The 22,455-nt window shown below is 68.8% G+C and carries 40 protein-coding genes and 1 pseudogene; 34 read left to right on the top strand and 7 right to left on the bottom strand.

Translation table 11 applies throughout. The features are described from left to right. The first annotated feature begins 197 nt into the window (after positions 1-197). The 9 genes from RBJ65_RS18595 to RBJ65_RS42115 all read left to right on the top strand — a co-directional run bounded on the left by RBJ65_RS18595 (position 198) and on the right by RBJ65_RS42115 (position 6,911). Positions 198-611, top strand: coding sequence for a hypothetical protein (locus tag RBJ65_RS18595; protein ID WP_306317304.1), 414 nt, complete (start codon positions 198-200; stop codon positions 609-611). Beyond that, on the top strand, positions 608-1,477 hold the full coding sequence (locus RBJ65_RS18590; RefSeq protein ID WP_306317303.1) for a PD-(D/E)XK nuclease-like domain-containing protein: 870 nt from the start codon (positions 608-610) through the stop codon (positions 1,475-1,477). The genes RBJ65_RS18595 and RBJ65_RS18590 overlap by 4 nt, the downstream gene beginning before the upstream one ends. After that, entirely contained in the window at positions 1,470-2,234 is a 765-nt protein-coding gene (locus RBJ65_RS18585) for a hypothetical protein (RefSeq protein ID WP_306317302.1), read from the top strand. The genes RBJ65_RS18590 and RBJ65_RS18585 overlap by 8 nt, the downstream gene beginning before the upstream one ends. Before the next feature lie 134 nt (positions 2,235-2,368). Further along, entirely contained in the window at positions 2,369-3,058 is a 690-nt protein-coding gene (locus RBJ65_RS18580) for a Bro-N domain-containing protein (protein ID WP_306317301.1), read from the top strand. Further along, on the top strand, positions 3,055-3,402 hold the full coding sequence (locus RBJ65_RS18575; protein ID WP_306317300.1) for a hypothetical protein: 348 nt from the start codon (positions 3,055-3,057) through the stop codon (positions 3,400-3,402). Before RBJ65_RS18580 ends, RBJ65_RS18575 begins: the two co-directional genes overlap by 4 nt. After that, entirely contained in the window at positions 3,399-3,668 is a 270-nt protein-coding gene (locus RBJ65_RS18570; protein ID WP_306317299.1) for a hypothetical protein, read from the top strand. Before RBJ65_RS18575 ends, RBJ65_RS18570 begins: the two co-directional genes overlap by 4 nt. Then, on the top strand, positions 3,665-4,468 hold the full coding sequence (locus tag RBJ65_RS18565) for a hypothetical protein (RefSeq protein WP_306317298.1): 804 nt from the start codon (positions 3,665-3,667) through the stop codon (positions 4,466-4,468). Before RBJ65_RS18570 ends, RBJ65_RS18565 begins: the two co-directional genes overlap by 4 nt. Next, on the top strand, positions 4,468-6,273 hold the full coding sequence (locus tag RBJ65_RS18560; RefSeq protein WP_306317297.1) for a DNA cytosine methyltransferase: 1,806 nt from the start codon (positions 4,468-4,470) through the stop codon (positions 6,271-6,273). Before RBJ65_RS18565 ends, RBJ65_RS18560 begins: the two co-directional genes overlap by 1 nt. 347 nt (positions 6,274-6,620) lie before the next feature. Further along, positions 6,621-6,911, top strand: coding sequence for a hypothetical protein (locus RBJ65_RS42115; RefSeq protein ID WP_372341199.1), 291 nt, complete (start codon positions 6,621-6,623; stop codon positions 6,909-6,911). Positions 6,912-6,995: 84 nt separating this feature from the next. On the opposite strand, the gene RBJ65_RS18550 is transcribed toward RBJ65_RS42115, so the two are convergent. Beyond that, positions 6,996-7,214 carry a hypothetical protein gene (locus RBJ65_RS18550; RefSeq protein WP_306317295.1) on the bottom strand — a complete coding sequence of 73 codons (219 nt, stop codon included), beginning with the start codon at positions 7,212-7,214 and terminating at the stop codon, positions 6,996-6,998. A 202-nt stretch (positions 7,215-7,416) separates the two neighbouring features. On the opposite strand from RBJ65_RS18550, the gene RBJ65_RS18545 reads away from it, so the two are divergent. From RBJ65_RS18545 to RBJ65_RS18470, 16 genes and pseudogenes are all read left to right on the top strand, one after another. Beyond that, positions 7,417-8,364 carry a helix-turn-helix domain-containing protein gene (locus RBJ65_RS18545; protein WP_306317294.1) on the top strand — a complete coding sequence of 316 codons (948 nt, stop codon included), beginning with the start codon at positions 7,417-7,419 and terminating at the stop codon, positions 8,362-8,364. A 7-nt stretch (positions 8,365-8,371) separates the two neighbouring features. Then, a complete protein-coding gene (locus RBJ65_RS18540; protein WP_306332155.1) occupies positions 8,372-9,055 on the top strand; it encodes an ATP-binding protein in 684 nt (227 codons plus the stop codon). Continuing rightward, positions 9,055-9,348, top strand: a complete 294-nt coding sequence (locus RBJ65_RS18535; RefSeq protein ID WP_306317292.1) for a hypothetical protein — start codon at positions 9,055-9,057, stop codon at positions 9,346-9,348. The genes RBJ65_RS18540 and RBJ65_RS18535 overlap by 1 nt, the downstream gene beginning before the upstream one ends. Beyond that, entirely contained in the window at positions 9,345-9,662 is a 318-nt protein-coding gene (locus RBJ65_RS18530; protein ID WP_306317291.1) for a hypothetical protein, read from the top strand. Before RBJ65_RS18535 ends, RBJ65_RS18530 begins: the two co-directional genes overlap by 4 nt. Then, complete coding sequence (locus RBJ65_RS18525; RefSeq protein WP_306317290.1) at positions 9,659-9,964, top strand: hypothetical protein; 306 nt, start codon at positions 9,659-9,661, stop codon at positions 9,962-9,964. The genes RBJ65_RS18530 and RBJ65_RS18525 overlap by 4 nt, the downstream gene beginning before the upstream one ends. Next, a complete protein-coding gene (locus tag RBJ65_RS18520; protein ID WP_306317289.1) occupies positions 9,961-10,209 on the top strand; it encodes a helix-turn-helix domain-containing protein in 249 nt (82 codons plus the stop codon). Before RBJ65_RS18525 ends, RBJ65_RS18520 begins: the two co-directional genes overlap by 4 nt. Before the next feature lie 187 nt (positions 10,210-10,396). Next, on the top strand, positions 10,397-11,167 hold the full coding sequence (locus RBJ65_RS18515; protein ID WP_306317288.1) for an HNH endonuclease domain-containing protein: 771 nt from the start codon (positions 10,397-10,399) through the stop codon (positions 11,165-11,167). Beyond that, the gene (locus RBJ65_RS18510; RefSeq protein ID WP_306317287.1) at positions 11,164-11,469 is read left to right on the top strand and encodes a hypothetical protein; all 306 of its coding nucleotides are present in this window, start codon (positions 11,164-11,166) and stop codon (positions 11,467-11,469) included. The genes RBJ65_RS18515 and RBJ65_RS18510 overlap by 4 nt, the downstream gene beginning before the upstream one ends. Positions 11,470-11,834: 365 nt before the next feature. Further along, positions 11,835-12,734: a DUF5131 family protein gene (locus tag RBJ65_RS18505; RefSeq protein WP_306317286.1), complete on the top strand. Its 900-nt coding sequence runs from the start codon at positions 11,835-11,837 to the stop codon at positions 12,732-12,734. 26 nt (positions 12,735-12,760) lie between these two features. Further along, the gene (locus RBJ65_RS18500; RefSeq protein WP_306317285.1) at positions 12,761-13,198 is read left to right on the top strand and encodes a hypothetical protein; all 438 of its coding nucleotides are present in this window, start codon (positions 12,761-12,763) and stop codon (positions 13,196-13,198) included. Then, the gene (locus tag RBJ65_RS18495) at positions 13,195-13,641 is read left to right on the top strand and encodes a DUF4326 domain-containing protein (RefSeq protein WP_306317284.1); all 447 of its coding nucleotides are present in this window, start codon (positions 13,195-13,197) and stop codon (positions 13,639-13,641) included. Before RBJ65_RS18500 ends, RBJ65_RS18495 begins: the two co-directional genes overlap by 4 nt. A 29-nt stretch (positions 13,642-13,670) precedes the next feature. Continuing rightward, on the top strand, positions 13,671-14,210 hold the full coding sequence (locus RBJ65_RS18490; RefSeq protein ID WP_306317283.1) for a hypothetical protein: 540 nt from the start codon (positions 13,671-13,673) through the stop codon (positions 14,208-14,210). A gap of 86 nt (positions 14,211-14,296) precedes the next feature. Then, positions 14,297-14,869 (top strand): hypothetical protein, encoded by a 573-nt coding sequence (locus tag RBJ65_RS18485; RefSeq protein WP_306317282.1) that lies wholly within the window; start codon positions 14,297-14,299, stop codon positions 14,867-14,869. Continuing rightward, positions 14,862-15,074 (top strand): hypothetical protein, encoded by a 213-nt coding sequence (locus tag RBJ65_RS18480; RefSeq protein ID WP_306317281.1) that lies wholly within the window; start codon positions 14,862-14,864, stop codon positions 15,072-15,074. Before RBJ65_RS18485 ends, RBJ65_RS18480 begins: the two co-directional genes overlap by 8 nt. Then, positions 15,071-15,376 (top strand): hypothetical protein, encoded by a 306-nt coding sequence (locus RBJ65_RS18475; RefSeq protein WP_306317280.1) that lies wholly within the window; start codon positions 15,071-15,073, stop codon positions 15,374-15,376. Before RBJ65_RS18480 ends, RBJ65_RS18475 begins: the two co-directional genes overlap by 4 nt. Before the next feature lie 19 nt (positions 15,377-15,395). Next, positions 15,396-15,776: pseudogene (locus tag RBJ65_RS18470) on the top strand (hypothetical protein); the annotation flags it as partial. A 310-nt stretch (positions 15,777-16,086) separates the two neighbouring features. Here the strand turns inward: RBJ65_RS18470 and RBJ65_RS18465 are convergent. Next, positions 16,087-16,242 (bottom strand): hypothetical protein, encoded by a 156-nt coding sequence (locus RBJ65_RS18465; protein ID WP_306317279.1) that lies wholly within the window; start codon positions 16,240-16,242, stop codon positions 16,087-16,089. Between the two features lie 20 nt (positions 16,243-16,262). On the opposite strand from RBJ65_RS18465, the gene RBJ65_RS18460 reads away from it, so the two are divergent. The 4 genes from RBJ65_RS18460 to RBJ65_RS18445 are packed head-to-tail and all read left to right on the top strand — an operon-like array spanning position 16,263 to position 17,481. Continuing rightward, positions 16,263-16,463, top strand: coding sequence for a hypothetical protein (locus RBJ65_RS18460; RefSeq protein WP_306317278.1), 201 nt, complete (start codon positions 16,263-16,265; stop codon positions 16,461-16,463). After that, positions 16,460-16,924 (top strand): LuxR C-terminal-related transcriptional regulator, encoded by a 465-nt coding sequence (locus tag RBJ65_RS18455; protein WP_306317277.1) that lies wholly within the window; start codon positions 16,460-16,462, stop codon positions 16,922-16,924. The genes RBJ65_RS18460 and RBJ65_RS18455 overlap by 4 nt, the downstream gene beginning before the upstream one ends. Further along, entirely contained in the window at positions 16,921-17,217 is a 297-nt protein-coding gene (locus RBJ65_RS18450; RefSeq protein ID WP_306317276.1) for a hypothetical protein, read from the top strand. The genes RBJ65_RS18455 and RBJ65_RS18450 overlap by 4 nt, the downstream gene beginning before the upstream one ends. Before the next feature lie 30 nt (positions 17,218-17,247). Beyond that, positions 17,248-17,481, top strand: coding sequence for a hypothetical protein (locus RBJ65_RS18445; RefSeq protein ID WP_306317275.1), 234 nt, complete (start codon positions 17,248-17,250; stop codon positions 17,479-17,481). A gap of 29 nt (positions 17,482-17,510) precedes the next feature. Here RBJ65_RS18445 and RBJ65_RS18440 read toward each other — a convergent pair whose 3' ends face one another. Both RBJ65_RS18440 and RBJ65_RS18435 read right to left on the bottom strand, forming a co-directional pair. Continuing rightward, positions 17,511-17,786, bottom strand: coding sequence for a hypothetical protein (locus RBJ65_RS18440; protein ID WP_306317274.1), 276 nt, complete (start codon positions 17,784-17,786; stop codon positions 17,511-17,513). Beyond that, positions 17,783-18,091 (bottom strand): hypothetical protein, encoded by a 309-nt coding sequence (locus RBJ65_RS18435; RefSeq protein ID WP_306317273.1) that lies wholly within the window; start codon positions 18,089-18,091, stop codon positions 17,783-17,785. The genes RBJ65_RS18440 and RBJ65_RS18435 overlap by 4 nt, the downstream gene beginning before the upstream one ends. 142 nt (positions 18,092-18,233) lie before the next feature. Here RBJ65_RS18435 and RBJ65_RS18430 point away from each other — a divergent pair, with 142 nt between their 5' ends. From RBJ65_RS18430 to RBJ65_RS18415, 4 genes are all read left to right on the top strand, one after another. Further along, positions 18,234-18,476 carry a hypothetical protein gene (locus RBJ65_RS18430; RefSeq protein ID WP_306317272.1) on the top strand — a complete coding sequence of 81 codons (243 nt, stop codon included), beginning with the start codon at positions 18,234-18,236 and terminating at the stop codon, positions 18,474-18,476. Then, positions 18,466-18,726, top strand: coding sequence for a hypothetical protein (locus RBJ65_RS18425; protein WP_306317271.1), 261 nt, complete (start codon positions 18,466-18,468; stop codon positions 18,724-18,726). Before RBJ65_RS18430 ends, RBJ65_RS18425 begins: the two co-directional genes overlap by 11 nt. 5 nt (positions 18,727-18,731) lie before the next feature. Then, positions 18,732-19,280, top strand: coding sequence for a hypothetical protein (locus RBJ65_RS18420; protein ID WP_306317270.1), 549 nt, complete (start codon positions 18,732-18,734; stop codon positions 19,278-19,280). Between the two features lie 73 nt (positions 19,281-19,353). Beyond that, on the top strand, positions 19,354-19,605 hold the full coding sequence (locus RBJ65_RS18415) for a hypothetical protein (RefSeq protein ID WP_306317269.1): 252 nt from the start codon (positions 19,354-19,356) through the stop codon (positions 19,603-19,605). A 277-nt stretch (positions 19,606-19,882) separates the two neighbouring features. Here RBJ65_RS18415 and RBJ65_RS18410 read toward each other — a convergent pair whose 3' ends face one another. Both RBJ65_RS18410 and RBJ65_RS18405 read right to left on the bottom strand, forming a co-directional pair. Next, positions 19,883-20,230, bottom strand: a complete 348-nt coding sequence (locus tag RBJ65_RS18410; RefSeq protein WP_306317267.1) for a hypothetical protein — start codon at positions 20,228-20,230, stop codon at positions 19,883-19,885. A 139-nt stretch (positions 20,231-20,369) separates the two neighbouring features. Next, complete coding sequence (locus tag RBJ65_RS18405) at positions 20,370-20,663, bottom strand: hypothetical protein (protein ID WP_306317266.1); 294 nt, start codon at positions 20,661-20,663, stop codon at positions 20,370-20,372. A 412-nt stretch (positions 20,664-21,075) separates the two neighbouring features. On the opposite strand from RBJ65_RS18405, the gene RBJ65_RS18400 reads away from it, so the two are divergent. Next, positions 21,076-21,816, top strand: a complete 741-nt coding sequence (locus tag RBJ65_RS18400) for a GntR family transcriptional regulator (RefSeq protein ID WP_306317265.1) — start codon at positions 21,076-21,078, stop codon at positions 21,814-21,816. Between the two features lie 63 nt (positions 21,817-21,879). Here the strand turns inward: RBJ65_RS18400 and RBJ65_RS18395 are convergent, their stop codons facing one another. Continuing rightward, on the bottom strand, positions 21,880-22,389 hold the full coding sequence (locus RBJ65_RS18395; RefSeq protein ID WP_306317264.1) for a GIY-YIG nuclease family protein: 510 nt from the start codon (positions 22,387-22,389) through the stop codon (positions 21,880-21,882). Between the last annotated feature and the right edge of the window lie 66 nt (positions 22,390-22,455).

Below are 22,455 nucleotides of genomic sequence, written 5' to 3'. Positions count from 1 at the left end.
CGTCCGCCCTCCGATAGTCGGCGCCGCATAGACCAGCCGCCCCGCCGGATGTCACCGGCCGGCGTGGGCGGCGACAAGACCAACCGAATACGCCGCGAACCCCACCCCCAGGGCTCCGCGGCCCGTAGGGCGCCCGTCCCGCCTCCCCCCCGTTCCGGGGCGGGCGCCCTCACCTCGCACACCCTTTTGGAGACCTCATGAGCACCACAAGCCCCACCATTCCGGCTGATACCGCCGCCCACGTCCTCTTCCACTACGGGCAAGACGGCGGCTACCAGGCCGGCTCGTTCACCACGTTCCTGCTCACCGCGATCGCCGCCGCAGACCCGGCCAACCTGGACCGGCTCGCCCTCGGCTTCCCCGACTACGTCGCCGCCGTCACCGCCATCCAGTACGACCCCGACGGCACCGAAAGACTCCAAGACCTGGCCGCCGGACGATGCACCCGCTGCAAGAAGGACGACGGGCCCAACACCCCGTCTGGGCTGTGCGAAGCCTGCGACAGGCCGCTGCCGCTCGGCGGAGAGTTCCCGGCCCGCGGCGGCCACAAGAACCCGTGCGCCTACGCCGCGGGCATCGGCCCCAACTGCACCTGCCGAGGTGCCGCGTGACCGCCGCCGTCGAGGTCGAAGCGCCCGCCATCGTCGACGGGCTACCGGCCGACGAGTACCACGCGGACCGCACGTCGATCTCCTCATCCGGTCTGCGCGCGCTCCTCAAGCCGGGCTGCCCCGCCCAGTTCAAGTACGACCGCGAGCACCCGGTCGCCCCGAAGCGGGAGTTCGACCTCGGCAACGCCGTCCACGCAGAAGTGCTGGGGGAGGGCCACGACATCGTCGAGATCACCGAGTTCTCCGACTACAAGAAGGCCGACGCCCGCGCCCTGCGCGACGAGGCCTACGCCGCGGGCAAGGTGCCGCTCCTGCCGAAGGAAAAGGCCCAGGTCGACGCGATGGCCGAGGCCATCCGCAGCCACCCGGTCGCCGGCCCGTTGTTCGCCCCCGGCACGGGTGTCGCGGAGCGGTCGATCTACTGGACCGATCCCGCGACCGGAGTCCGCTGCCGGGTCCGCCCGGACTGGCTGAAGCAGCTGCCCGAACTCACGCTCTGCGTCGACCTCAAGACCATCCGGGACGCCGCGCCGGACACGATCTCCCGCGCGATCCGCGATCACAACTACCACCAGCAAGACCCCTTCTACATCGACGGGATCTACGCCGCGCTCAAGCCGGAGACGGTCCGCTTCATCTTCGTCTTCGTCTCCAAGCAGGCCCCCTACCTGATCACGGTCCGCGAACTCCACGACCAGGACCGCGACATCGGCCGCGCACGCAACGAGAAAGCCCTGCGCATCTACGCCGACTGCGTCGCCAACGACCACTGGCCCGACTGGACCGGACCCATCACCGAAATCCCCCAGATCGGAATGCCGACCTGGGACACCATCCGCCAAGCAGAGGAATACCTCGGTGAGTAACGAAATCGCCACCCGCGACGAGCAGAACGCCGTCGCCACCCAGCCGCAGATCAACCAGCTTCCGGCGCCGACCGAGAACACCACCGCCCTCATGGCGTGGGCCCAAGAAGCCGACCTCGCCTACCAGATGGCGCAGAAGCTCGCCAACACGTCCTTCGTGCCCGCCACACTGCGCGGCAAGCCCGGCGACATCACCGCCGCGATCCTCGCCGGCGCCGAACTCGGACTGAAGCCGATGGCGACGCTCAAGTCCATCGACGTCATCCAGGGCACTCCCGCACTCCGGGCGCACGCCATGCGAGCCGTCGTCCAGAAGCAGGGCCACCAGATCGAGCTCGTCGAGTCGACGCCCGAGCGCTGCGTCATGCGAGGCCGACGCAAGGACTCCGACAACTGGCAGACCGTCGAGTGGACCACAGCCCGCGCCAGCCAGCTCGGTCTCCTCGGCAAGGCCGAGTGGAAGAAGCAGCCGCAGACCATGCTCGTCGCCCGCGCGACCGGCGAGCTCTGCCGCCTCATCGCCTCCGACGCCCTACACGGCATGCCCTACGTCGCCGAAGAGCTCGGCGGAGTCGTACACGCCCAGGTCGTTCCCGCGAAGGCGCCGCTGTCCGTCGCCGCGCTCACCGCGGCCCCCGCCCAGCCCGAGCCCGCAGCGGCCGACGGCTACAGCGTCGAGCTCGGCGGCGGCGACTGGGACACCGAGGCCGCCGACGAATCCACCGACTGGCCCGAGACCGCCCAGCCCCCGCAGTAGCCCGCACACGCCTGAGCCGCCCGCGGGCAATGCGGGCGGCTCGGAACCCAGCACACCACCTGGCCGCCCAGCTCGGCAAGAACGGGATCGGCCCTCGAACGACCTCTTCACCGTCCCAGAGACCAGGAATCGTCATGAACCTTGAACGCTTCAGCAACGGAGAGTTCGGCATCGAACTCATCCCGGCAGGTGACAGCTTCCGAGTTGCCGCCCCTGGACTAGCCCGCGGGCTGGGCCATCGCGACGCCTTCAACATGCTCGCGTCCATGCCCGAGGACGAAACAGGGACCTGTCTAGTCAGTACCCCTGGCGGCGACCAGCAGGTTCGCTTCGTGACCGAGCCCGGCCTGTACCGCTGCATCGGCCAGCGGCAAGGCGGGCGCGTGAAGAACCCAGACATCCGGGCACAGGTCGAGCGCTTCCAGCGGTGGATCTTCCACGACGTTCTGCCTGCGCTCCGCAAGCACGGCCGGTACGAGCTCGGCGTCTCCCAGGTTCACGACTCGTTGCCCACCACGCTCACTTGGGAGCGAGCTGCGGCGATCGGACGCGCCCACCACGGTCTCGGCATGAACGTCCGCGACTTCCGCCGCATGCTCGTCGCCGGCGGAATCCTGAAGGCGAACAAGGACCCACGGGCGGCCTACGAGGATCTGTTCTGGCCCACAGACACGCGCTGGGAAATCCATGCCCACGCTCTGCAGTACCTCGTCGGCGCCGCGCTGGTGACCGCGCGGCGCCTGCAGGAGCAGGCACGCAACGTGCAGACCCTCATCGAGTTGGACGGCATCGGCCGCGCACTCCCCGAGGGAGGCGCCCGATGACCGCGACCGTGCAGCCCGCCCTCGACGGCAGCGTCCCCGCCCCGGCCAAGACCCGCACCCAGCGGCAGGCCGAGGACTACGAGACCTGGCTCGAAGAGGTCTGGCCCAAGTTCATAGCCGCCGCCGCGACCGGCCGGACCTTCACCACCTACGAGATCGCCGACGCACACAACCTCCCCAACCCGCCGAACCCGCAGGCCCATTGGGGCCGGCTGATGACGCTCCTTAAGGACGAGGGATACATCCGCACCGCCGGATGGGCCTGCACCAACCGGCCGACCGCCCACCACAGCGGAGTCCGCACGTGGAAGGGCACCGCCGCCGCAAGGAGGGCCGCCGCATGAAGGACGCGCTCCTCGACCTCAACGCGACGGTCGCGACCGTCCTCGACGTCGCCACCTGGATCTGGATCGGCGCCGTCCTGTTCCTCACCGGATTCGCCGCCTGGCTGCTCATCGCCACCGCCCGCCGAGCCATCGCCGCCATCCGCCGCGCCAACCACATCGTCGACGCCGCCCGGGACGACCTCATCGCCCACCAAGAACTCGACGCCCACCTCACCGACTGCTGGCAGCAATACGCCGACGACACCCGGAAGGAGACGCAGTGACCACCGCCGTCCACATCGCCAGCCGCGCTTGCTTCCAACGGGGCTGCTCCAACGACAACTGCGCCCGACTCAACAGGCGTTACGAGAACCAGCTCCGCCTCGACCACATGCACGGACGCCGCCGCACCATCGACGCCTCCCAGACGCGCACCCACATCGAACGACTCCTCGCGAACAAGTGGATCGACCGGCAGATCGCCGAAGCCGCACACGTCTCCCGCAGCGCCGTCCGCGACGTCGCCCGAGGCCAGGCCCAAGTCCGTGCCACCACCGCCATCGCCATACTCGCGATCCGCATCGGCCCGCCACCCGTCGAAGTCTTCGGCATCGACTCCACCGGCACCGTCCGCCGCATCCGAGCCCTCATGGTCCTCGGCCACACCACCCAAACAATCTCGACGCACACCCGGATCGGCGACGACAAACTCCAGAGGATCGCCGCCGGCTGGTTCCCCCGCGTAAGCGAGCAGGACGCACGCACCATCGCCCGCGCCTACCGGACCCTCATCGCGACCCCAGGACGCAGCGCCAGGACCCGCGCGCATGCCCGGAACAAAGGCTGGCACGGCCCCCTCGCCTGGGACGCCATCGACGACCCCACAGCCCAGCCCGAGAAGAGCCGCAACAGGCACAAGCCCGGACCCGGCAGGAAGGCCTCCGTCGACCCCGAGCGCGTCGCCGAACTCACCACCCTCGGCAAGTCCGCCAAGGAGATCGCCCTCCAACTCGGCTGCCACGAACGCACCGTCACCCGCGCCCGCGGACGCATCCACCCCGACACCCTGAAGGAAGCCGCCTGATGAACCACGACAACGACGCGCTCACGGTCATGGACTGGTTCTGTGGCGCCGGCGGCTCCTCGCAGGGCATGCACTCCATCCCCGGTGTCCGCATGGAACGCGCTGCGAACCACTGGGAGCGGGCGATCGAGTCGCACGCCGCGAACTTCCCGACCGTCGACCACTACCGCGGCGACATCCGCGAGGCCCCGGTCGACAAGTGGCCGGTGACCGACATCTTCTGGGCAAGCCCCGAGTGCCCGCAGTGGTCCAACGCCCGCGGCAAGAAGCGCGACTTCGATGCCTCCTTGCAGGGCGACCTCTTCGACGGGTTCGGTCCGTCAGAGGAAGTCGAGCGGTCCCGCGCGCTCATGGAGGAAGTCCCCATGTACCTGCGCGGCGTCCAGGAGCGAGGCGGCCTGGTCAAGGCCGGGGTCGTCGAGAACGTCGTCGACGTCCGAGCATGGGACCAGTGGGACCGCTGGATCGGCGAGATCCGCAAGCTCGGCTACAAGACCCGCGTCATCGCCCTCAACTCGATGCACGCCGACCCGAGCACAGTCCACAAGGCGCCGCAGAGCAGGGACCGCCTGTACGTCGCCTACTGGCACGAGAGCCTCGGTCGCACCCCCGACTGGGACAAGTGGCTGCGCCCGCGCGCCTGGTGCTCGGGCTGCGACCAGTGGGTGCAGGCCGTACAGCGGTTCAAGCAGCCCGGCCGCGACATGGGCCGCTACCGCCAGCAGTACGTCTACCGCTGCCCCAACGCGACCTGCCGCAGCCAGATCGTCGAGCCCGAAACCCTGCCCGCCGCCGTCGCCATCGACTGGACGATCCCCGGCCAGCGCATCGGCGACCGGGCCAAGCCCCTCGCCGACAAGACGTTGGCCCGCATCCAGGCCGGCCTCGACAAGTTCGCCCGCCCCATCACCCTGGAGGCCGCGGGCAACACCTTCGAGCGCCGCCCCGGCGTGCGCACCTGGCCCGTCGACGCGCCGCTCACCACGCAGACGACGACGGCGACGAAGGCCATGGCCTACGAGCCGTTCATGGTCCCCGCGGGCGGCACTTGGCGCAACGACCCGTCCAGCGTCCTCGACCCCATGGCCTGCCGCACCACCCGCGAGAACGACGGCCTCGCCATCCCGCCGCTCCTCATCCCCGTCGAGGGACGCGACGGCAAGGACCCGCGCTCCGCCAACGACCCGCTGCGCACCCAGACCGCCCGCAACGAAACCGGCCTGGCCTGGCTGCCGTTCATGGTCACCATGCGCGGCGGCGGCGACCAGCTCCGCGGCCGCTCCATCGGCGAGCCCGTCGGCACCGTGTCCGCCAACGGCAACCACCACGGCCTCGTCACCCCGAACCTGCCCGCGTTCGTGATGCGCAACAACGGCAGCCAGGGCGACGGCGGCGAGCACTGCACCCCGGCCGACGAGTACTTCCGCACCATGACCACGGCCGGCCACCAGTCCCTCGTCACCTGGGACCACCTGCTCGTCCCGTACTACGGCAACGGCGCAGCGAAGACCGTGCGTGAGCCCGTCGGCACGCTCTCCACCCGCGACCGGTACGCGCTCGTGACGGGCGACGTCGACATCAACGACGTGCTCTTCCGGATGCTCGAGCCCCACGAGATCGGCCGGGCCATGTCCTTCGCCGACCAGTACATCGTCCTCGGCAACAAGCGCGAACGCGTGCGTCAATATGGGAATGCCGTTACTCCGAATTGCGCGGAAGTAATTGTTTCCGCGTTGGTGGAAGCGATTACCGGAGAATCGATCGAGCGGCATGTCGACGCCTCGGGGCTGGGGGTGGCGGCATGAGGAAGATTCCTCAGCAGGTAAGGCCGTGTGGCGTCGCTGGCTGTGCCCGTCCGCATCGGCGCAATGGCCTGTGTGACATGCATGACCAGCGGATGAAGCGCACTGGGACGACGGATGATCCCGTCCGCAGCACGCCCGAACAACGCTTCTGGTCCAAGGTCGACCGCCGAGGAATCGCAGAGTGCTGGCCGTGGACAGCCGCCACCAATGAGCACGGCTACGGAGTGTTCAATCCGACGGGCCGACACAATGGCGCGACGGTAAAGGCGCACCGCTTTTCGCTCGCCCTCACAGGAATTGAACTGACTGGGCTCGTAGTCCGTCATTCCTGCGACAACCCGCCCTGCGTGAACCCCGCACACCTGTCCGTCGGCACCAAGGCGGACAACTCGGCGGACATGGTCAGCCGCGACCGGCATGCCCGCGGCAGTCGTAGCGGGACCAGCAAGCTCCACGAACGCCAGGTCCTCGAGATACGAGCCCGAGCTGCGGCGGGGGAACTGCACCGCCTCATCGCCGCGGACTACGGAGTCAGCCGGGTGACGGTCACCAACATCGTCACTCGCCAGACCTGGCGCCATCTCCCCGCTGATGACCCGCCGCAGGACAGCGGCCCCGAGCTCGCCGCCGCGGCCTGAGCCGGCCGCCGCGCCGGGACCCGACCAAGACGCAACACAAAGAGCCCCGCCGAAAAGCGGGGCCCGGGAGGAGGAGAGATGCGCTCAGTCGTCAGCCGGCTTCTTGCGGCGGACCACGACGCGCGGCTTCGGCTTGGGGGCGTCGATGCCCTTGGCCTTGGCGTAGGCGCGGACGCGCGAGTGGACGTGTCGACGCAGGTCGTCGGTGCGCGTGGTGCCTTCCTCCGCGCACAGCTGGCCGTACATCTCCCACATCTCGTCGTCGATGCGGATCATCCGGCCGGGCGTCCCTCTCGTCGTCATGTCGACAGCGTAGCTGACCGTGCAGGAGCAACACACCCCGTAGTCGGTCGACGTATTGCTTATGTATTGCTTGTGCCTACACACCCCGGGGTAGGATCGAATAGCACTCGGGGCCTCAACTCGGCCCCGCTGAAGCCTCCATGAGGGCTGTCCCAAACAGCTGACACCCAGAGAGACACCCCTCCTTGAGAAGAGATCAGAAGTGAGCACTGAGGCCATGGACTGGGCACTCGAGAAGGCTCCACCGATGCCCGCGCAGCTCGTCGCAACCCTTACGGGACTGGCCCGCCACGCCGACAAGAAGGGCCGCGGGTCCTACCCGTCGGTCGCCCGGCTGGCCGCCTACGCCTGCAAGGCCGAGCGCTCCGTCCAGCGTGACCTCAAGCAGCTCCGCGAACTCGGCTTCATCCGTCTCGGCGACCAGAGCAAGGCTGCTCACCTCCCTCAGGGCAAGCGCCCCGAGGTGTACGACCTGGCCCTCCACCGGGTCGTTCCGGGCGGTCGCGCCAGCTCAGATGAGGTGACGCGGACGTCACGGGTGACGCTGGCGTCATCCCGTCGCCGAGGCGGCAAGAAGAAGCCCAGCTCAGACAACGGAACGCCCGATTTGACGGGTGACGCGGACGTCAGGGGTGACGTGGACGTCACCGGTGACGCCGACGTCGCCGATGGGGTGACGCCCACGTCGCAGGAGGGGCGACGCCCACGTCACCCAAACCAAAAGACTGAACCAAGAGCTGAACCAAAGACTTCTTCTTCCGCCGCCGCCAACTCCCGCGAGTTCAGCGCCGACGAGATGAAGGAGTTCGGCAACTTCTGGCTGCTGCACCCCAAGAGCAAGGACGAGGACAAGACCCTCGCGCTCTGGAAGGAAGCAGTCGCAAGCGGCGTCGACCCCAAATCGATCACCGCCGCCGCTGTCGCCTACGCCAAGGAGAAGGCGGGCGAGCAGTTCCGCTTCATCAAGCAGTCCGACAACTGGCTCCGCGATCGCCGCTACAAGGACAAGTTCGCGCCCGAGCCGAACGGCAAGCCCGACCTTCGATCCGTCGGCAGCAAGAAGCACCAGCCGTACACGCCTCCCACCGATCACTCCGTCTATGAGAGCGGGTTCAAGAGCCATGTCCGACCCCAAGCCTCTGGCGAGTGAGGCCGTCATGCAGCGCATGCAGCAGATGCTCGAAGCGCGCGGCCTCGGCCACATCACCGCCGGCCCCATCGACGACACCCCGACCCCCGACGAGCCCGGCCACCCCGAGTACCACCGCCGTCAGCGCGCCACGATCGCCGTCAACCGCTGGAAGACCGCGACCCCGTACCGCTACCAGGACGCCGTAGCCAGCCACGACACGGTGACTGCCTGGGCGGACCGGGCCATCGCCGACCCGCGGACCGCCGGAATCCTGTTTCTCACCGGCCCGTTCGGTACGGGTAAGACGCACCAGGCCTACGGTGCGCTCCGCCGCATCGCCGAAGCGGGGCCCGACCGCTTCGAGCTGATCGCGGTCACGGCGCCGGACATGTACGCGCTGATGCGGCCTGGTGGCAGTGATCGCGGGTCGGAGTACGAGGTCAAGCGGCTCATGCGGATCCCGCTGCTGCTGATTGACGACCTCGGGACCGAGAAGATCAGCGAGTTCACCGAGGAAGCCACCTACCGGATCCTCAACGAGCGGTACAACGAATGCCGCCCGCTGATCATCACCAGCAACCTACCGGTCGCCGACCCCAACGGCACCGACCTCCACGATCAGCTCGGCGCCCGCATCACCTCCCGCCTCGCTCAGACCACCACCGTCGTCCCCCTCGGCGGCAACGACCGGCGACTGGGGGCAGCGTGATGGACGCCAGCGACCCGCGTATGAACCTCGTCGACTGCGAGATCGCCCGCATGCGCTACGAGGCCGGCGAGACCGGTATCGAGATCGCTGAAGGCTGGGCGACCGCCGCCCTGTACGCGCTCCTCGCCGTCCACGACGGCCGCGCCAAGGACCCTAAGTCGTTCCCCGGGTTCGGCGACGGCAGCCCCGAGGAGAGCGCTCGCCGCATCATCGCCCGCCTCCTCGATGCCGGATGGCGCCCGCCCGACACCGAATGCCTCGACCTTCCGGAGATCCCGGAGGAGGCGTCGTGAACGACTTCGAGCCGGAGGTCGACGACATCCGTGCGATGCGCCGGGAGAACGGCGGCGCGGACTTGCGGGCGTTCTTGCGGCAGCAGATCGCGAACGGCCGTAGCCGCCGTAAACAGCCCGCTGTGAAACCGGTGTTGAAGCCGCCCGGTCACAAGCCCGGCGCCTGGCCACCCGGCTGCAGCCCGCCCGGCCCGCCGCCCGAACGGCAGATACCCGCCCACGTGTGGGCCGCCGCGGCCCGGCACTACAGCAACGAGACCAACCGACCCGACCAGCCCTGCGGCTGCGGCAACTGCCGCGAGGAGACCCGATGACTCTGCACGCCGGCGCCCCGATGCCCGACAGCCTCCGCCACCAGATGCGCGCGAAGCAGCACCCGGCCCGCTCGGTGCCGTGCCCGCACTGCGGGGTGGCCGCGCACAAGCCGTGCCGGCTGCGGACGACCGGCCGACTTCTGTCGCAGCCGCACCCGCAGCGGATCTCCGACTGGGCGCAGACCACGGCCTGCTGCCCGGCCTGCCAGGTCGAGCCGACCACCCCCTGCCACGACGAAGGCCGCGAACGCGCCACCGTCCACGCCCGCCGCTACCAGGAAGCCGAGGCAACCGCAGCGTGAGCGCCTGGCACGAGAACCGCGAAACGTGGTCCACCACCGACCAGTACGACATCGGTCTCGTTGTCGACGACCGACTGCCCGACTGGGGCCTGACCCGCCTCGGCCGACAGTCCGCAGCCCGTCAACTCGCCGCACACAACGTGCCGGTGGCCGAGATCGCCGAGCTGGTGGGGGTCTCCGAGCGGACTGTGTGGCGGTGGGCGGCCGACGGCTGGGGCCGCGCCGGTACCGAGCAGGCCGCGTGATGTCGCGCGCCGTATCCCGCCCGGGTGACTGGTGGCCGTCCGGGACGCGGGCGCGGCGGGGCTCTGTGGCCCGCTGTGGCGCCTCGCAGCCGTTCCGGGCCCTCCGCGACGTTCCAGAGCTTCCCGGCGCCGTACAGGGGCACTCAAGGCCGTTCTGCTCGCCGGTAGTTCAACGAAAGGGAAATCGATGACCGACGATCTGGTGGACTGGCGGATCCCCGTCTACGCCCGCGGGGGTGGCGGCGCAGGTGAGAGGGCCACGCCCAAGCCAGCAGCCAAGAAGCGGATACACGCAGCCCAACTGGGGCGCTGCCTCTACTGCCAGCTGCAGATTGGCGCGCGCGTCAAGCGCCATGGCCGCGTCGTGGCCCTTACCGCGCACTGGGACCACTTCATCCCTTTCGCGTACCTAGCCCAGAACCCCGACGCCAACTGGGTTCTGTCGTGCCAGGTCTGCAACGGCATCAAGAGCGATCGGATCTTCGAATCCGTAGAGGCCGCGCGAGCCGTGATCCTCCGAGGCCGCACCGCAAAGGGCTTCGAAGCCATCGAGGAGACGCGGCAGCGTGCCAGGCCCGGCCGGGGTCGACGGAAGACGAAGAAGGCGAAGAAGCAGTCGGCGACGCGAGAGAAGACTCAGCAGCCCGCCCGGCACGTTGGGCGTGACCGTCCCGCTCGATCTTTGCCGCCGCGGGCCGTCTCTCATGGCTGTGGCGCCTGGTGGACCGGCAATCGAAGGGCTCACTGCCCGAACTGCTGCTTCACGTTCGAAACCGACCGCACGGCCGCACTGCATCGGACCGAAAACGTCGGTCAGCGGATTTGCCTGCCGCCGGCTGATGCCGGCCTCGTGCCCGTCGTGCAGCCGTGGGGGATCTGCTGGGCGAAAGCGACCAGTCACCTCGCCGCCGTCCAACTCGGCCTCGAAACACCCGCCCACGAAGGAGAAAGCCAGTGACCCCCGTCGAGCTCCCCGCCCCGTCGCCCGCCCTGCGGGTGCATGAGGCCGCTGCCCGTATCCGCCGTATCGCCGACCGTGCGGCCTGTGGTGTGGCCACGAACTCGTACTGGTCGGTGGGTTGGGAGCGCGGGGTGACGAACGCGATCGGCGGCGACGAGGGCGACCTGGCCGCGCTGCTGACCCCGGAGCTGGCCGTCGAGGTTGCGGACTGGCTGGACGCCCGTGCTGCGGCGAACGTCCGCTTCGGCGAGCCGATGCCCGCGCTGGCGCTCAAGTTCGTTGAGGCGGTGCAGCCGTGACCGCCACCCCCGTTCGCTGCTGGTCTCTCCGGTTCCGGGCGTGGCGGATCGTCCGCTGCTCCTGGCCGGCCAGTCACACGGCCCGCAGCAAGTGGCACTGCGCCGAGACCTCGACTGGCCACGTCTGGCTGGTGCGCGACAGCGAACGCCCCGCCTCGTGACCGCTCCCGCCAGACGCTGCGCCGCCTGCAACCGCCGCCTGTCCCGCCCGTCCCACTCGGGTCTCGGCCCGGTCTGCGAGAAGCGCCTCAACCCCACGGGCGTCCCGGCCCGTGACGGCGGCAACGACCAGCCCAGTCCCAGTGATTGAGGGCCAAACCGAACTGCCCCTGACCGAACACCAACCCACCCTCTGGAGCATCTGAATGACCAGCATCGAATGGACCGAGCAGACCTGGAATCCGACGACCGGCTGCGACCGGATCAGCCCCGGCTGCGACAACTGCTACGCGCTGACCATGGCCAAGCGTCTGAAGGGCATGGGGCAGGCGAAGTACCAGGCAGACGGCAACCCCCGCACGTCCGGTCCCGGTTTCGCGCTCACCGTGCACGCCGACACCCTGACCGAGCCGCTGCGCTGGAAGAAGCCGCGCAAGGTGTTCGTGAACTCGATGAGCGATCTGTTCCACGCCCGGGTGCCCCGCGAGTTCCTGGCCCGCGTGTTCGCCGTCATGGCCGCCACCCCGCAGCACACGTACCAGATCCTGACCAAGCGGCCGGAGCGGGCCGCCCGCATCCTCACCGGCCTGTGCACCTGCGGCAACGGGCACCCGCCCGGTGAGCACTTCCGGTCCGACATGGAGTGGGCCGCCACCTCCCACAGCCCCACCTATGTCCCCGGCCTGGAGCACGGCATCTACCACCGTTCAGGGTGGCCGCTGTTGAACGTGTGGATCGGCACGTCGATCGAGTCCGACGCGTACACGCGCCGCGCTGATGCCCTCCGGGAGACGCCGGCTGCCGTCCGGTTCATCTCCGCCGAGCCGCTCCTCGGCCCGCTCCCGTCCCTGAACCTCCACAACATCGACTGGCTGATCATCGGCGGCGAGTCCGGCCACGGCGCCCGGCCTTTCGAGCCCGAGTGGGCGACGACGCTCGTCGACTACGCCCACGAGGTCGGCTGTGCGCCGTTCGTGAAGCAGCTCGGCTCTGTCTGGGCGCGCACCAACGGCGCCTCTGACGGCAAGGGCGGCAAGCCCGCCGACTGGCCCGAGCATCTGCGCGTTCGCGAGTACCCGCCTTCTGCCGTTCGAGCCGCCGCATGACCACCCGCCACCCGAAAGGAACCCCGATGACCACCCGTATCCGCCCCAACACCCCGGACCGCGTGAACGCGGACGGTTCGACCACCTTCCACATCAAGCGCTGCTGTAACGGCTGCGGCCAGAAGCTCGGCGACCTCGCCGCCTGGGACCACGACGGCCACGGCAACCTGACGGACGTGCGTGGTGAGTGTGCGCACTGCCTGCCGCTCGTCGAGGCGGAGGCGGCCGGTGCCCGGACGTGGAAGCTGACGCAGCGCAGCATCGCCCGCATCGACAACGACCTGGACCGGCTGGACGTGTTCGCGAAGGGCTACTGGCAGTACGTCGACGGCAAGAACACGCTCGTCGGCCTGCGCGTCGGCGCCGGTGAGGACCGGGTCGTCGCCTACTTCGACGACTGGATCATCCGGCATCGCGATGGCCGGTTCACCGTGCACGCCGCGCCGAAGGCGGTGGAGGCATGAGCCCGATCCGCATCCAGCGCCGTCGTTCGCCCGGCTGGACTCTCGCTGGCGCCACGTCGAACCCGCTCGGCGCGGTGATCGTCAGCCGGCCGTCCCGGTGGGGCAACCCGTGCAAGGTCGGCCTGATGCAGGAGATGGGCTACGACGACCCGCACGCCGCGGCAACGGAGAACTTCCGGTTCTGGCTGGCAGGTTCCCGATCGGACGCCCCGACGGATGAGGCCGACGCACGCCGGGAGCGGATCCTCGCCGACCTGCACGAGCTGCGCGGCAAAGACCTCGCCTGCACCTGCCCGCCCGACAAGACCTGCCACGCCGATGTCCTGCTGTACCGGGCGAACATGCCGGCCGCCGAACTCGACGCGTGGATTGCCGTGGTTCGCGCCCGTGTCGACCGGCATCGCATCGCCTCCGGTGACAAGCCTCTGCACCCCGCCCCGTGATCCCCAACCCGACCCGAAGGAGCAGCACCGTGACCACTCAGACTCTCACCGCCGGGCCTGGCCGCCGGATCGTCTTCAGCGGTTTCGCCAGCGATCCCACCCCGCGTCCCGGCGTCATCACCGGCGTCGACGGCGACGCGCTGCTGATCCGGCTGGACGGCACCCGCTACAACCTGCGCATCGTCCCCGACCGGCTGCCCGCCACGAAGCACCTGCACTTGCTGAATGAGATCGGGCCGGTGCCCGACCTGCCGATGGGCCCGTTCGCCCCGACTGCGGACGTCCGGAACGCCATCTACGAGTTGGACGGCGTCCTGTACGCGACGGTCGGTGAGGACGGCGAATCCCTGATCGTCGTCACCGACGACCTGGACGTCGCGAAGACGGTCGCCCGCCACCACGCCAAGGCCACCGACCTCGTCCTCGACGACGCCGTCTTGGAGGGCTTCGAGGCGGAGTGGTCGCAGTTCGTGTGGACGCCCGAGGGCTCCCTGTGCCCGTGGGTGTTGATGCCCGCCAGCAAGGACGACGAGTACGCCGTCCACGTTCACTGCCTGCCCATCAACTGACCCGCCCCGTGACCGCGCGAGTGCAGCGCCCGGGGTCTAGCCGGGCGCTGCACGCCACAGACTCTCACGACCGACAGGAAACGACCATGACCCGCTTCCGTAAGCGACCCGTCGAGATCGACGCGATCCAGTGGCACGGCGAAGACAACTGTGCCGAGGTGTTCGCGTTCCTCGGCCTCGATCACCCCGTCGACGAGCTGGACCACAGCGAGATCCACGTGACCACGATCCACGGGGAGACCGCGACCGTGCGGCCGGGGGACTGGATTGCCCGCGAGCCCGTACCGGGGCGCTTCTACCCGATCAAGCCGGACATCTTCGCCCGCTCCTACGAGCCCGCCGACCAGCCGTCTGCCCCCGCCGACACCGACCTCCGTGAGCGGGTGGCGCGGGCCGTCGACGACGTGTTCGACCGGTGGCGGGACGGGCTCGGCGACCAGCGGCCGGAAGACGCGATCACCGACGCCGTGCTGGCCGTCCTCCCCGTGTCTGCCGTGCTCACCGCCACCGAGCGTTCCATGCTCGGCTTCGCGCTGGAGATGGCACAGGAGGAGATCCACGCCCGCAGTCTGGAGTCCAGCGCAGACGACCGGGCCGCACTCGTCTCGCTCCGCCGCATGGCCGACGAGGCGCAGCAGGCGGGGGAGTCCCGTGGCTGATTTCACGACGGAGACCGTCACCCGCACGATCCGCCGCTGGATCGTCCCCGCCGCCGAAATCGGCAAAGCCTGGTCGGTTGCGGAGCGCGCGTACCGGCAGCAGCACCAGATCCCCGACGAGCAGGGCCTCCACGACAACGCGCTGCGCTTCCACACCCGCGACGACCAGATCGTCATCGAATTCACCGTCGAGGAGCCCAAGTGACCGCCGTCGACCTGCCCGCCCCGATCGTCGTGGCCCGGCATCAGTGCCCGTTCTGCCGCCGCTACACGCGTGCCGACCCGGCCCGTGTCGAGTGGCACATGGCGCGCTGCCTGCGCAACCCGGGCGCCCGGAACTGCGGCAGCTGCACCCACCACCAGCCGCAGGAGTCCGGCGACTACTGCTTCCCCGGCCAGCCCTGCGGCTGCAACGAACTCGACGAAGGCTGCAACCACCCCGACGGACCCGGCAGCGACCTCAAGTTCCCCGTCCAGAACTGCCCGCTCTACGAACCCGCCAACTAGCCACCACCAGGAGGAATCCGTGTCCTACCCCGAACTGCTCACCCCGTCCGAGAAGCTCGTTGACGGCAAGCGTCAGCTCGGCATTCCGACCGTCGTCGCGATCTGCGGCAGCACCCGCTTCATGGACGAGATGACCGCCGCTGACCGGGCACTCACCTGGGTCGGGAAGATCGTCGTCAAGCCCGGCTGCAACATGAAGGAGCCGTCCCCGCTGTGGGCCGACCCGGTGGAGGCCGAGGCCGGGAAGCTGCGCCTCGACGGCCTCCACCGCGCGAAGATCCGGCTCGCCGACGAAGTCCTAGTCGTCGGGGACTACATCGGGACGTCGACCACCGCCGAGATCGCCTACGCGCGGGAGTTGGGCAAGCCGATCCGGTTCACCCACCCCGAGGTTGACCCGGCGCCAGCCGCCCCCTACGCCGACGGCATCTGCCCCTTCGGCGAGGACGAAGCTCCCGGCGCTGGCTGCATCAAGCCCGCTGGCCACGACGGCGCCCACCTCGTCACGCCCGGCGACCGCGACCCGCTCGACGACTGACCAAGCCGCCACCCGGGGCGGCGGTTGGTGCCGCCGCCCCACCCCCAACCGACAGGAGCACGCCGTGCCTCGCCGACAGCGAATGAACCGAACCCACGCCGAACAGATCCACCGGGCAATCAAGCAGCTACAGGAAGCCGACGTCCCCGCCAGCGCGCAAGATGCCCGCGACCTACTCGCCGAGGTCCACGACGCGTTGAAGGACCTTGAGGCCCCACTGGTAGCGCTGATCAGGAAGGGGCACGTGCCGCACCAGGACGGCGACGAGCAAGAGACGCCGAATACTGCGCAGCGCCACCTTCGGCAGTTGATGCGCGCGATCCGCCACGCTCTCGGACAGGACTGACCGTGACCTCCAACGCCCGTCTCCTCGACGCGGTCCCCGCCCGCAGCCGCGACATCCTGAAACGCTGCTACCGCAGGGAGGCCCATGCCGAGGTCGTCGAACGCGCCCTCGTCATGCTCGCCACCGCCGACGGCCACCTGCTCCCTGACGGCACGATCAAGGGCAGCGTCGGCGGCAGGCCCGCCACTCGGAGACCGTCGTGATCCAACTGACCGCCCGTGAGCGCGAAGTGCTCACCCTGATCGCTAACGGGTTCACTCACGCGGAGATCGCCGAACGCCTCGACCTGACCGAGCGGGCCGTCGGGAACGCGTCGGATCGGGCCCGTATGCGCCTCGGCGCCCTGAGCGCCCCGCACGCCGTCCTCCTCGCAGTCCAGGCGGGAATCCTCCAAGGCCGCCCCAAACGCCGCCCAGGACCCGCCAGACAGCCCCTCACAGCCCGGCAAGCCGAAGTCCTGGCCGCCGCCTCCGACGGCGCCAGCCTCTCCACCGTCGCCGCCCGGCTCGGCACCACCACCCAACAAGTCTCCGCCCGGCTGTCCGAGGGCTACCTCCGCCTCGGCGTCACCCACCTACCCCGCGACCAACGCCGCGCCGCAGCCGTCGGCGTCGGGCGACGCCGCGGACTCATCCCACCCGCCGGCCAGGAGCGTGCCGCATGACCAAGCCGTTACACCGCCGCCTGATCGCTCAACTCGAAGCCGACCGGGCCCGCATGCTCGCCGCCTCGGACGCCGCAACCGTCGACGAAGTGCGCATCGCACAGTCCGGAATCGCGGCCGGCTACCTCCACGCCATCACCCTCACGCTACGCATCCACGAAGGGCCAGAAGCCGCACAGCAGTACCTCCAGCAGCATGCCGACGGACGCCACCTCACCACCCACAACGGGCCCACGATCGCCGAAGCCGCAGCCGACGACCGCGCCTACTGGACGACCCGCTACGACAGTTGACCCACCCCGCTAGCTCGCCAAGGAGCCGCCGTGACCTCCCGCGTCTGGACCTGCGACATCGACGACTGTCTCGCCCAAGTCGGCCACGTCGACTACGACCTGCGGCAAGACAGCCCGTACACCGTCCGTGTCATCCACGACGGCCCCAACCCGCGCCCCCACCTGGAGGAGTACGCGTCATTCCTCCAGGCCCTCGGCTACCGGACCACCGTCCAAGACGCCACCGACATCCGCCCGCTCCGATTGAAGATCACCCAGGCGTGACAGCGACAGCACCCCGTCGGGCCCCACGGCTACCGAGGCCCGGCCATCGCCCGAATCGACGCCAGATCCTCCGGATCATCCGGAAGCCCGCCACGCAACGGCCAACGACGACCATCCCGCGACGGCACCCGCGACCCCAGATTCGCCAGCAGACACCGCGCCAGATCCACGTCCACGTCGCCGCCGGACACCACCGCGGCCAGCACGTCGACCACGTCCTGCGCCTCCTCCAACGTGAGGAGCGGCAGGCGCGGGGCAGGTGGAGTGACCACGCCCGGGAAGTCCGGGGCGACGTCCTCGCTCACGCGATGTGCTCCTCGATCGCATCCATCACGGCCAGCACACCGCCGAACCCGGACGGTCGGCACGCCATTCTGCCGCACTCCGGCATCTCGTCCCCGAACAGCACGCTCTCGCCCGGGAACTGCACCTCGAACCGGCGATCCAGCCGGGCAACCAGATCCCGGGCAGCCGTCGCCCCGGGGCCATCGCCCTGGGACAGCATGTGCAACGCGAACCGTGCCACCCGCGCCTCTGCAAACGTCAACAGCGGAGTCAGGTCTCCGCCACGATCCAACTCCGACGACAGGCGCACATCGATCTCTTCCATGCCGCCACAACCCGTCGACAGTGCCCCCGGACACGGCCCGTCCACCCGCCGCCACAGAGATCACCCGCCGCGCGAGTAGCCACCAACCCGGCCGCACGGCCGCCCGCCCGGCCGGGCAGACGCTACCGTGGTGGCCTAGGCCATGAACGCCAGCAAGGAGGCCCCGATGCCGCGTACCGAACTCCCAGCCGAGAACGCGGCCAGCCTCACCGAGTGGGCCGAACAAGAGCGCGAGACGTCACCCGAACTGGCGACAATCCTCGAAGACATCGCCGCTAACGGGCTCCCCGACCAGGATGAGTGCGTGCCCTGGGAGCAAGTACGCGACGACCACTACCGGCAACTCGGCATCGACCCCGCCGGCTGGCATCGCGGTGTCGCCTAAGCACGGCCCCTGGCGGGCAAAAGCGATCTTCACCCCGACTGCTCAGCGCCAGATCGACGGCTACGACACCCAGGAAACCATCGCCGTCGACCGCGCCATCGTCGCCATCCAGACCGATCCCGGCATCGGCGACCTCACCCCCGGCCGCGAACCGCTGCGCGACTACAACGAGCTCGGTACCGGCGTCCGCGTCGTCTACTACATCGCCGAATACGGCAGCCACGTCGTGATCGTCTACATCGAAGCCTGAGAACCATGACAGAGCCCGAGCCCCTCTATGACGGCCCCGACCCGTTCCTCCAGGGCGTCACTGCCAAGTGGGCCGCCTACCTCGAAACCCTGCCCGACGTGCCTCGGACCATCGACGCGATCCTCGCCCGGATCGACGGCCAGCTGAAAGCCAAAGCCTGGCTGCAACTGCACACCGCCGAGCACGGGCCGGCACTCGACAAAGCGATGGCCGCCTGGTGGCGCGTCGCCCGCCAATGGAAGAGCCCCGAGGAACTCTTGCAGATCGTCGCCGACATCGAGTCCGGGAAGACTCGCGCCGTTTCCGCAGAAGAGGCCTTCCCCGGGTTCGAGGCACGCCAGGCAGCCCTCGCAGCCAGGCCCCAAGCCGAACGCGACGCCGACATGCAGCAGGCCATCGACGAGCAAACCCGCATCCACGACGAACGCAACACCCAATCCCAGGCCTACCTCGCCGCGCTCCACCAACTCATCGCCGACGAACACCGCTACCTCGCCGTGCAGCACGCCGACCGGCGCAAACGCGCACTCGGTGAACCGCCCTACGACAGGTGAACACTGCACCTACCGCGAGCCGTTGCGGCACCCGACCGGCGGGAGCACGCTGAACGCGACGAAGGAGGCCGCCATGGGGTGGGTCGACCCGCAGTACATCCGCGTACTCATGGACGACGACCGGTACACCCGCCTCCTCAACCTGACCCGCCGGCTCCTGGAGAACCGCATGCCCAAATGCGGCAACTGCCAGAACGGCCAGATCACCATCCGCGACGACGACGGCAACGAAACCACCGTCACCTGCGACGCCTGCGGAGGCGAAGGGCAAGTCCCCACCCGCGCCGACAACCCAGACGACGGGCAAGCCGGAGGCGGACGATAGGCGGGGCGATCGTCTCAGCCGACTTCCTCACCCGTTATCTGCACAATGTACACGCGCCGCCGAGGACGATGCACCTGATATAAGACCATCCACGGCGGCTCCGCATGATTCAACAGGCCGCCCACCCCAGGATCCCCGTACTCCGGACCCTGCGGATACATGAAGCCGGCCCGCTCAGCCAGCCGCGCCGCAATCCCATCCAACTCCCGCCGCTGCTCCACCGAAAGATCACGCAACGACATGAGAGCGGGAGCAATGTACTCGAACTCCCAGCCGCTCACGGCAAAGGCAGATCAGCCGCAATCTTGTACAACAGCTCGCTCATCTCCGAAGCCACCGCCCGCGCCTCCTCATCCGACTCCGCCGCACCCATCGCCACCTCCAACTCGCGGACACGGGCCGCAGTCTCCGGCAGCCGCATGCGCTCCACCCACAACGCCCACGCCCGCAGGAACGACCGCATCGGATCCCCGCCACCGGACGCCGCAGCCTCCTCGAACTCAGCGAACTCCCTGTCGAACCGGGCTGTCTCCGACGGATCCAGACGAACCACCGCCGCCCGCAACGCCTCAACCGTCACATCCGGGCGAGGAATCAACGCCTCCGACGAACTCTGACCAGCCACAACACACACCTCTACACACAGAGAGATTGAAGATGACACGAGAGGCCAAGGCGGCCCCGGACGGCACAATGTCGCACCACCCGAGATCGACTGGCCAAAACGGGCAAACACGCCCCAACACAAGACGCGGCCCGGACGATCAGACGCGCGTGACCTCAAGCGGAGACGGCACCGGCGGACCGCCCAGACCCAGCCCATCCGCCAGCAGCATCCGCGCCACCGTGTCACGCTCGAACTCCGACCGGTTCGGCGGCATCGCCAGGATGCGGTGACCGTCCCGGTACTCACGGAACTCGCCGAAGACACCCGGACTGTCCACCTCCGTCATCCGCAGCTCCACGCCGTACTCGGCGAGCAGGCGGGAGAGCGGGAGATCGAGGAGCGGATCGTGGGCGGCAGTAGGCGCCAAGGCGGTCGCATGCGTAGACTTCATGACTGAGCTCCCTTTGACGAGACGAGCTTGAAGATCAGCGGTTAGGGCCGCTGGTTGATGAACTGGCCGGGCGTTGGTAGCGCCCGGCCGTTCGCTTTTTCCGCGTGCCGGACGGCCTGAAGGTAGACCATCAAACATCCCACGCGCACGAGAAGTTGAGAAGTTTTTGCAGGTCAGCGCACTGCACAGTGCGCTACCGTGGGGGTACCGGCCCTCCCGTACCGGCCAGCGACCCGCACCCCCGGAACCTACAGGGGCGGCAGGAATCGGACGCGACCCATGGTGCAGTTCCGGTACTCCCTCCCCAGGGAGCATCTCAATAGGTTCAGTTGTAGAAACGAAGAGCAGCAGATCAGTGACCTGCCACTCCCTGAACGGACTGACAAGGCGAGGCCCGTCATCCATAGCAGGCATGGTGTACCAACATGGCCGGAAGTGGCCGGTGTTGAGACGAACCTACCCGGCCTCGCGAACCGCCGAAGCAGACGCCGACAAGAACCGGACCGCGCAGACTCACCGAACCTCGGCGAGGCTCACCGAAACTCACGCTGTCGAAGCGGTGCAGGACGACTGGAAAGGCGTCCTGCACTACTGTCGACGCGGCGAACAAACCAGTGAGGGATGGTGTGGCGTGGCGGCGGACGGGGAGCGCATCATTCGCACGAGTCCTCAGCGGCTCAGTCGGCAGGTCTGGGAATCCGGGCGCCCCATTCAGAACGCCGACGTTAGTGAAGTCCGCGTCGACCAGGTCGCCGCCCCCGATGGCATCGCTCTGGCCCTCGGTGTTCCTGCTGGTGAGCGAGTCTTGAGGCGCAGCCGCACCTATGAGATCGACGGCCAGCCGGTACAGACGGCGACCTCGTACCTCCCGCTGAACCTCGCCGACGGCACCCCGATCGCTCAGGCTGACACCGGTCCAGGCGGTACCTATGCGCGCCTCGCCGAACTCGGACACGCACCCATCCACTTCACGGAGGACGTGCTCGTGCGGCCGGCGACAATCGCAGAGTCCGACCGGCTGGACCTCCGGCTCTCCGAATCGATCATCCAGATCACGCGCATCGCCAGTGACGCCGGAGGACGGATCGTCGAGATCAACGAGATGATCCTGCACTCCCGGCGGTACCAACTGCGCTACGAGTTCGAGGCCTAGAACGCCGGACTGTGGCGCCATCAGGGTCCTCCTCGGGTTCGTTGATCTTGCGGACTGCTACGACTAGGCGGCCAGTGGGACGTTGTGGCTCTCGCGGGTCGACCGCCCGCCCCACCGCTGGCGGATCTCGGAGACAGCCCGCCCCCGCCGTGCGTGCCACCCGATCGGCCAGAGGTGCTGCGCGTTGTAGCGGGGCGCCTCGTGCTTGATCGCGTAGTACTCAGCTATCTCGGCCTGCTGCCGGTCTTCGAGCCAGTCGACCGTCTTTACGAGTACGTCGTTCCACCAAGGCTTGTTGTGCTTGTGGTCCTGCCAGCGCCCTTCGGGCTGTACACCGATACCGACGTACAGAAGGCCCGACCTTCCGATGAGCCGGTACACAGCAGTGGGGGAATCCCAGCCTCGACGAGGCTTGCCTTGATCGTCGCGATTCCAGAACCGCTCGTTGGTCGGGACGTACAAGGCGCTCCGCGGCGAGAGTTCTACGTAGTTCCGGCCGATCACCGGGGCGGCGTAGAAGCAGAAGTCGTCGTCTCGATACATCGGGCGCCGGACGGTCGTGGGTGCGGGCATGTCGCTCCTTCATGGTCATCTGAACTTGGGTATCCATGATGACGAACCGAAAGTAACGCCGCTCGT

Origin of the sequence: Streptomyces sp. KL109B (genome assembly GCF_030766935.1) — a bacterium.
Taxonomy (GTDB): Bacteria; Actinomycetota; Actinomycetes; order Streptomycetales; family Streptomycetaceae; genus Streptomyces.
The sequence above is the reverse complement of the archived record's forward strand: the minus strand, read 5'-3'. Positions and strand labels throughout refer to the sequence as shown.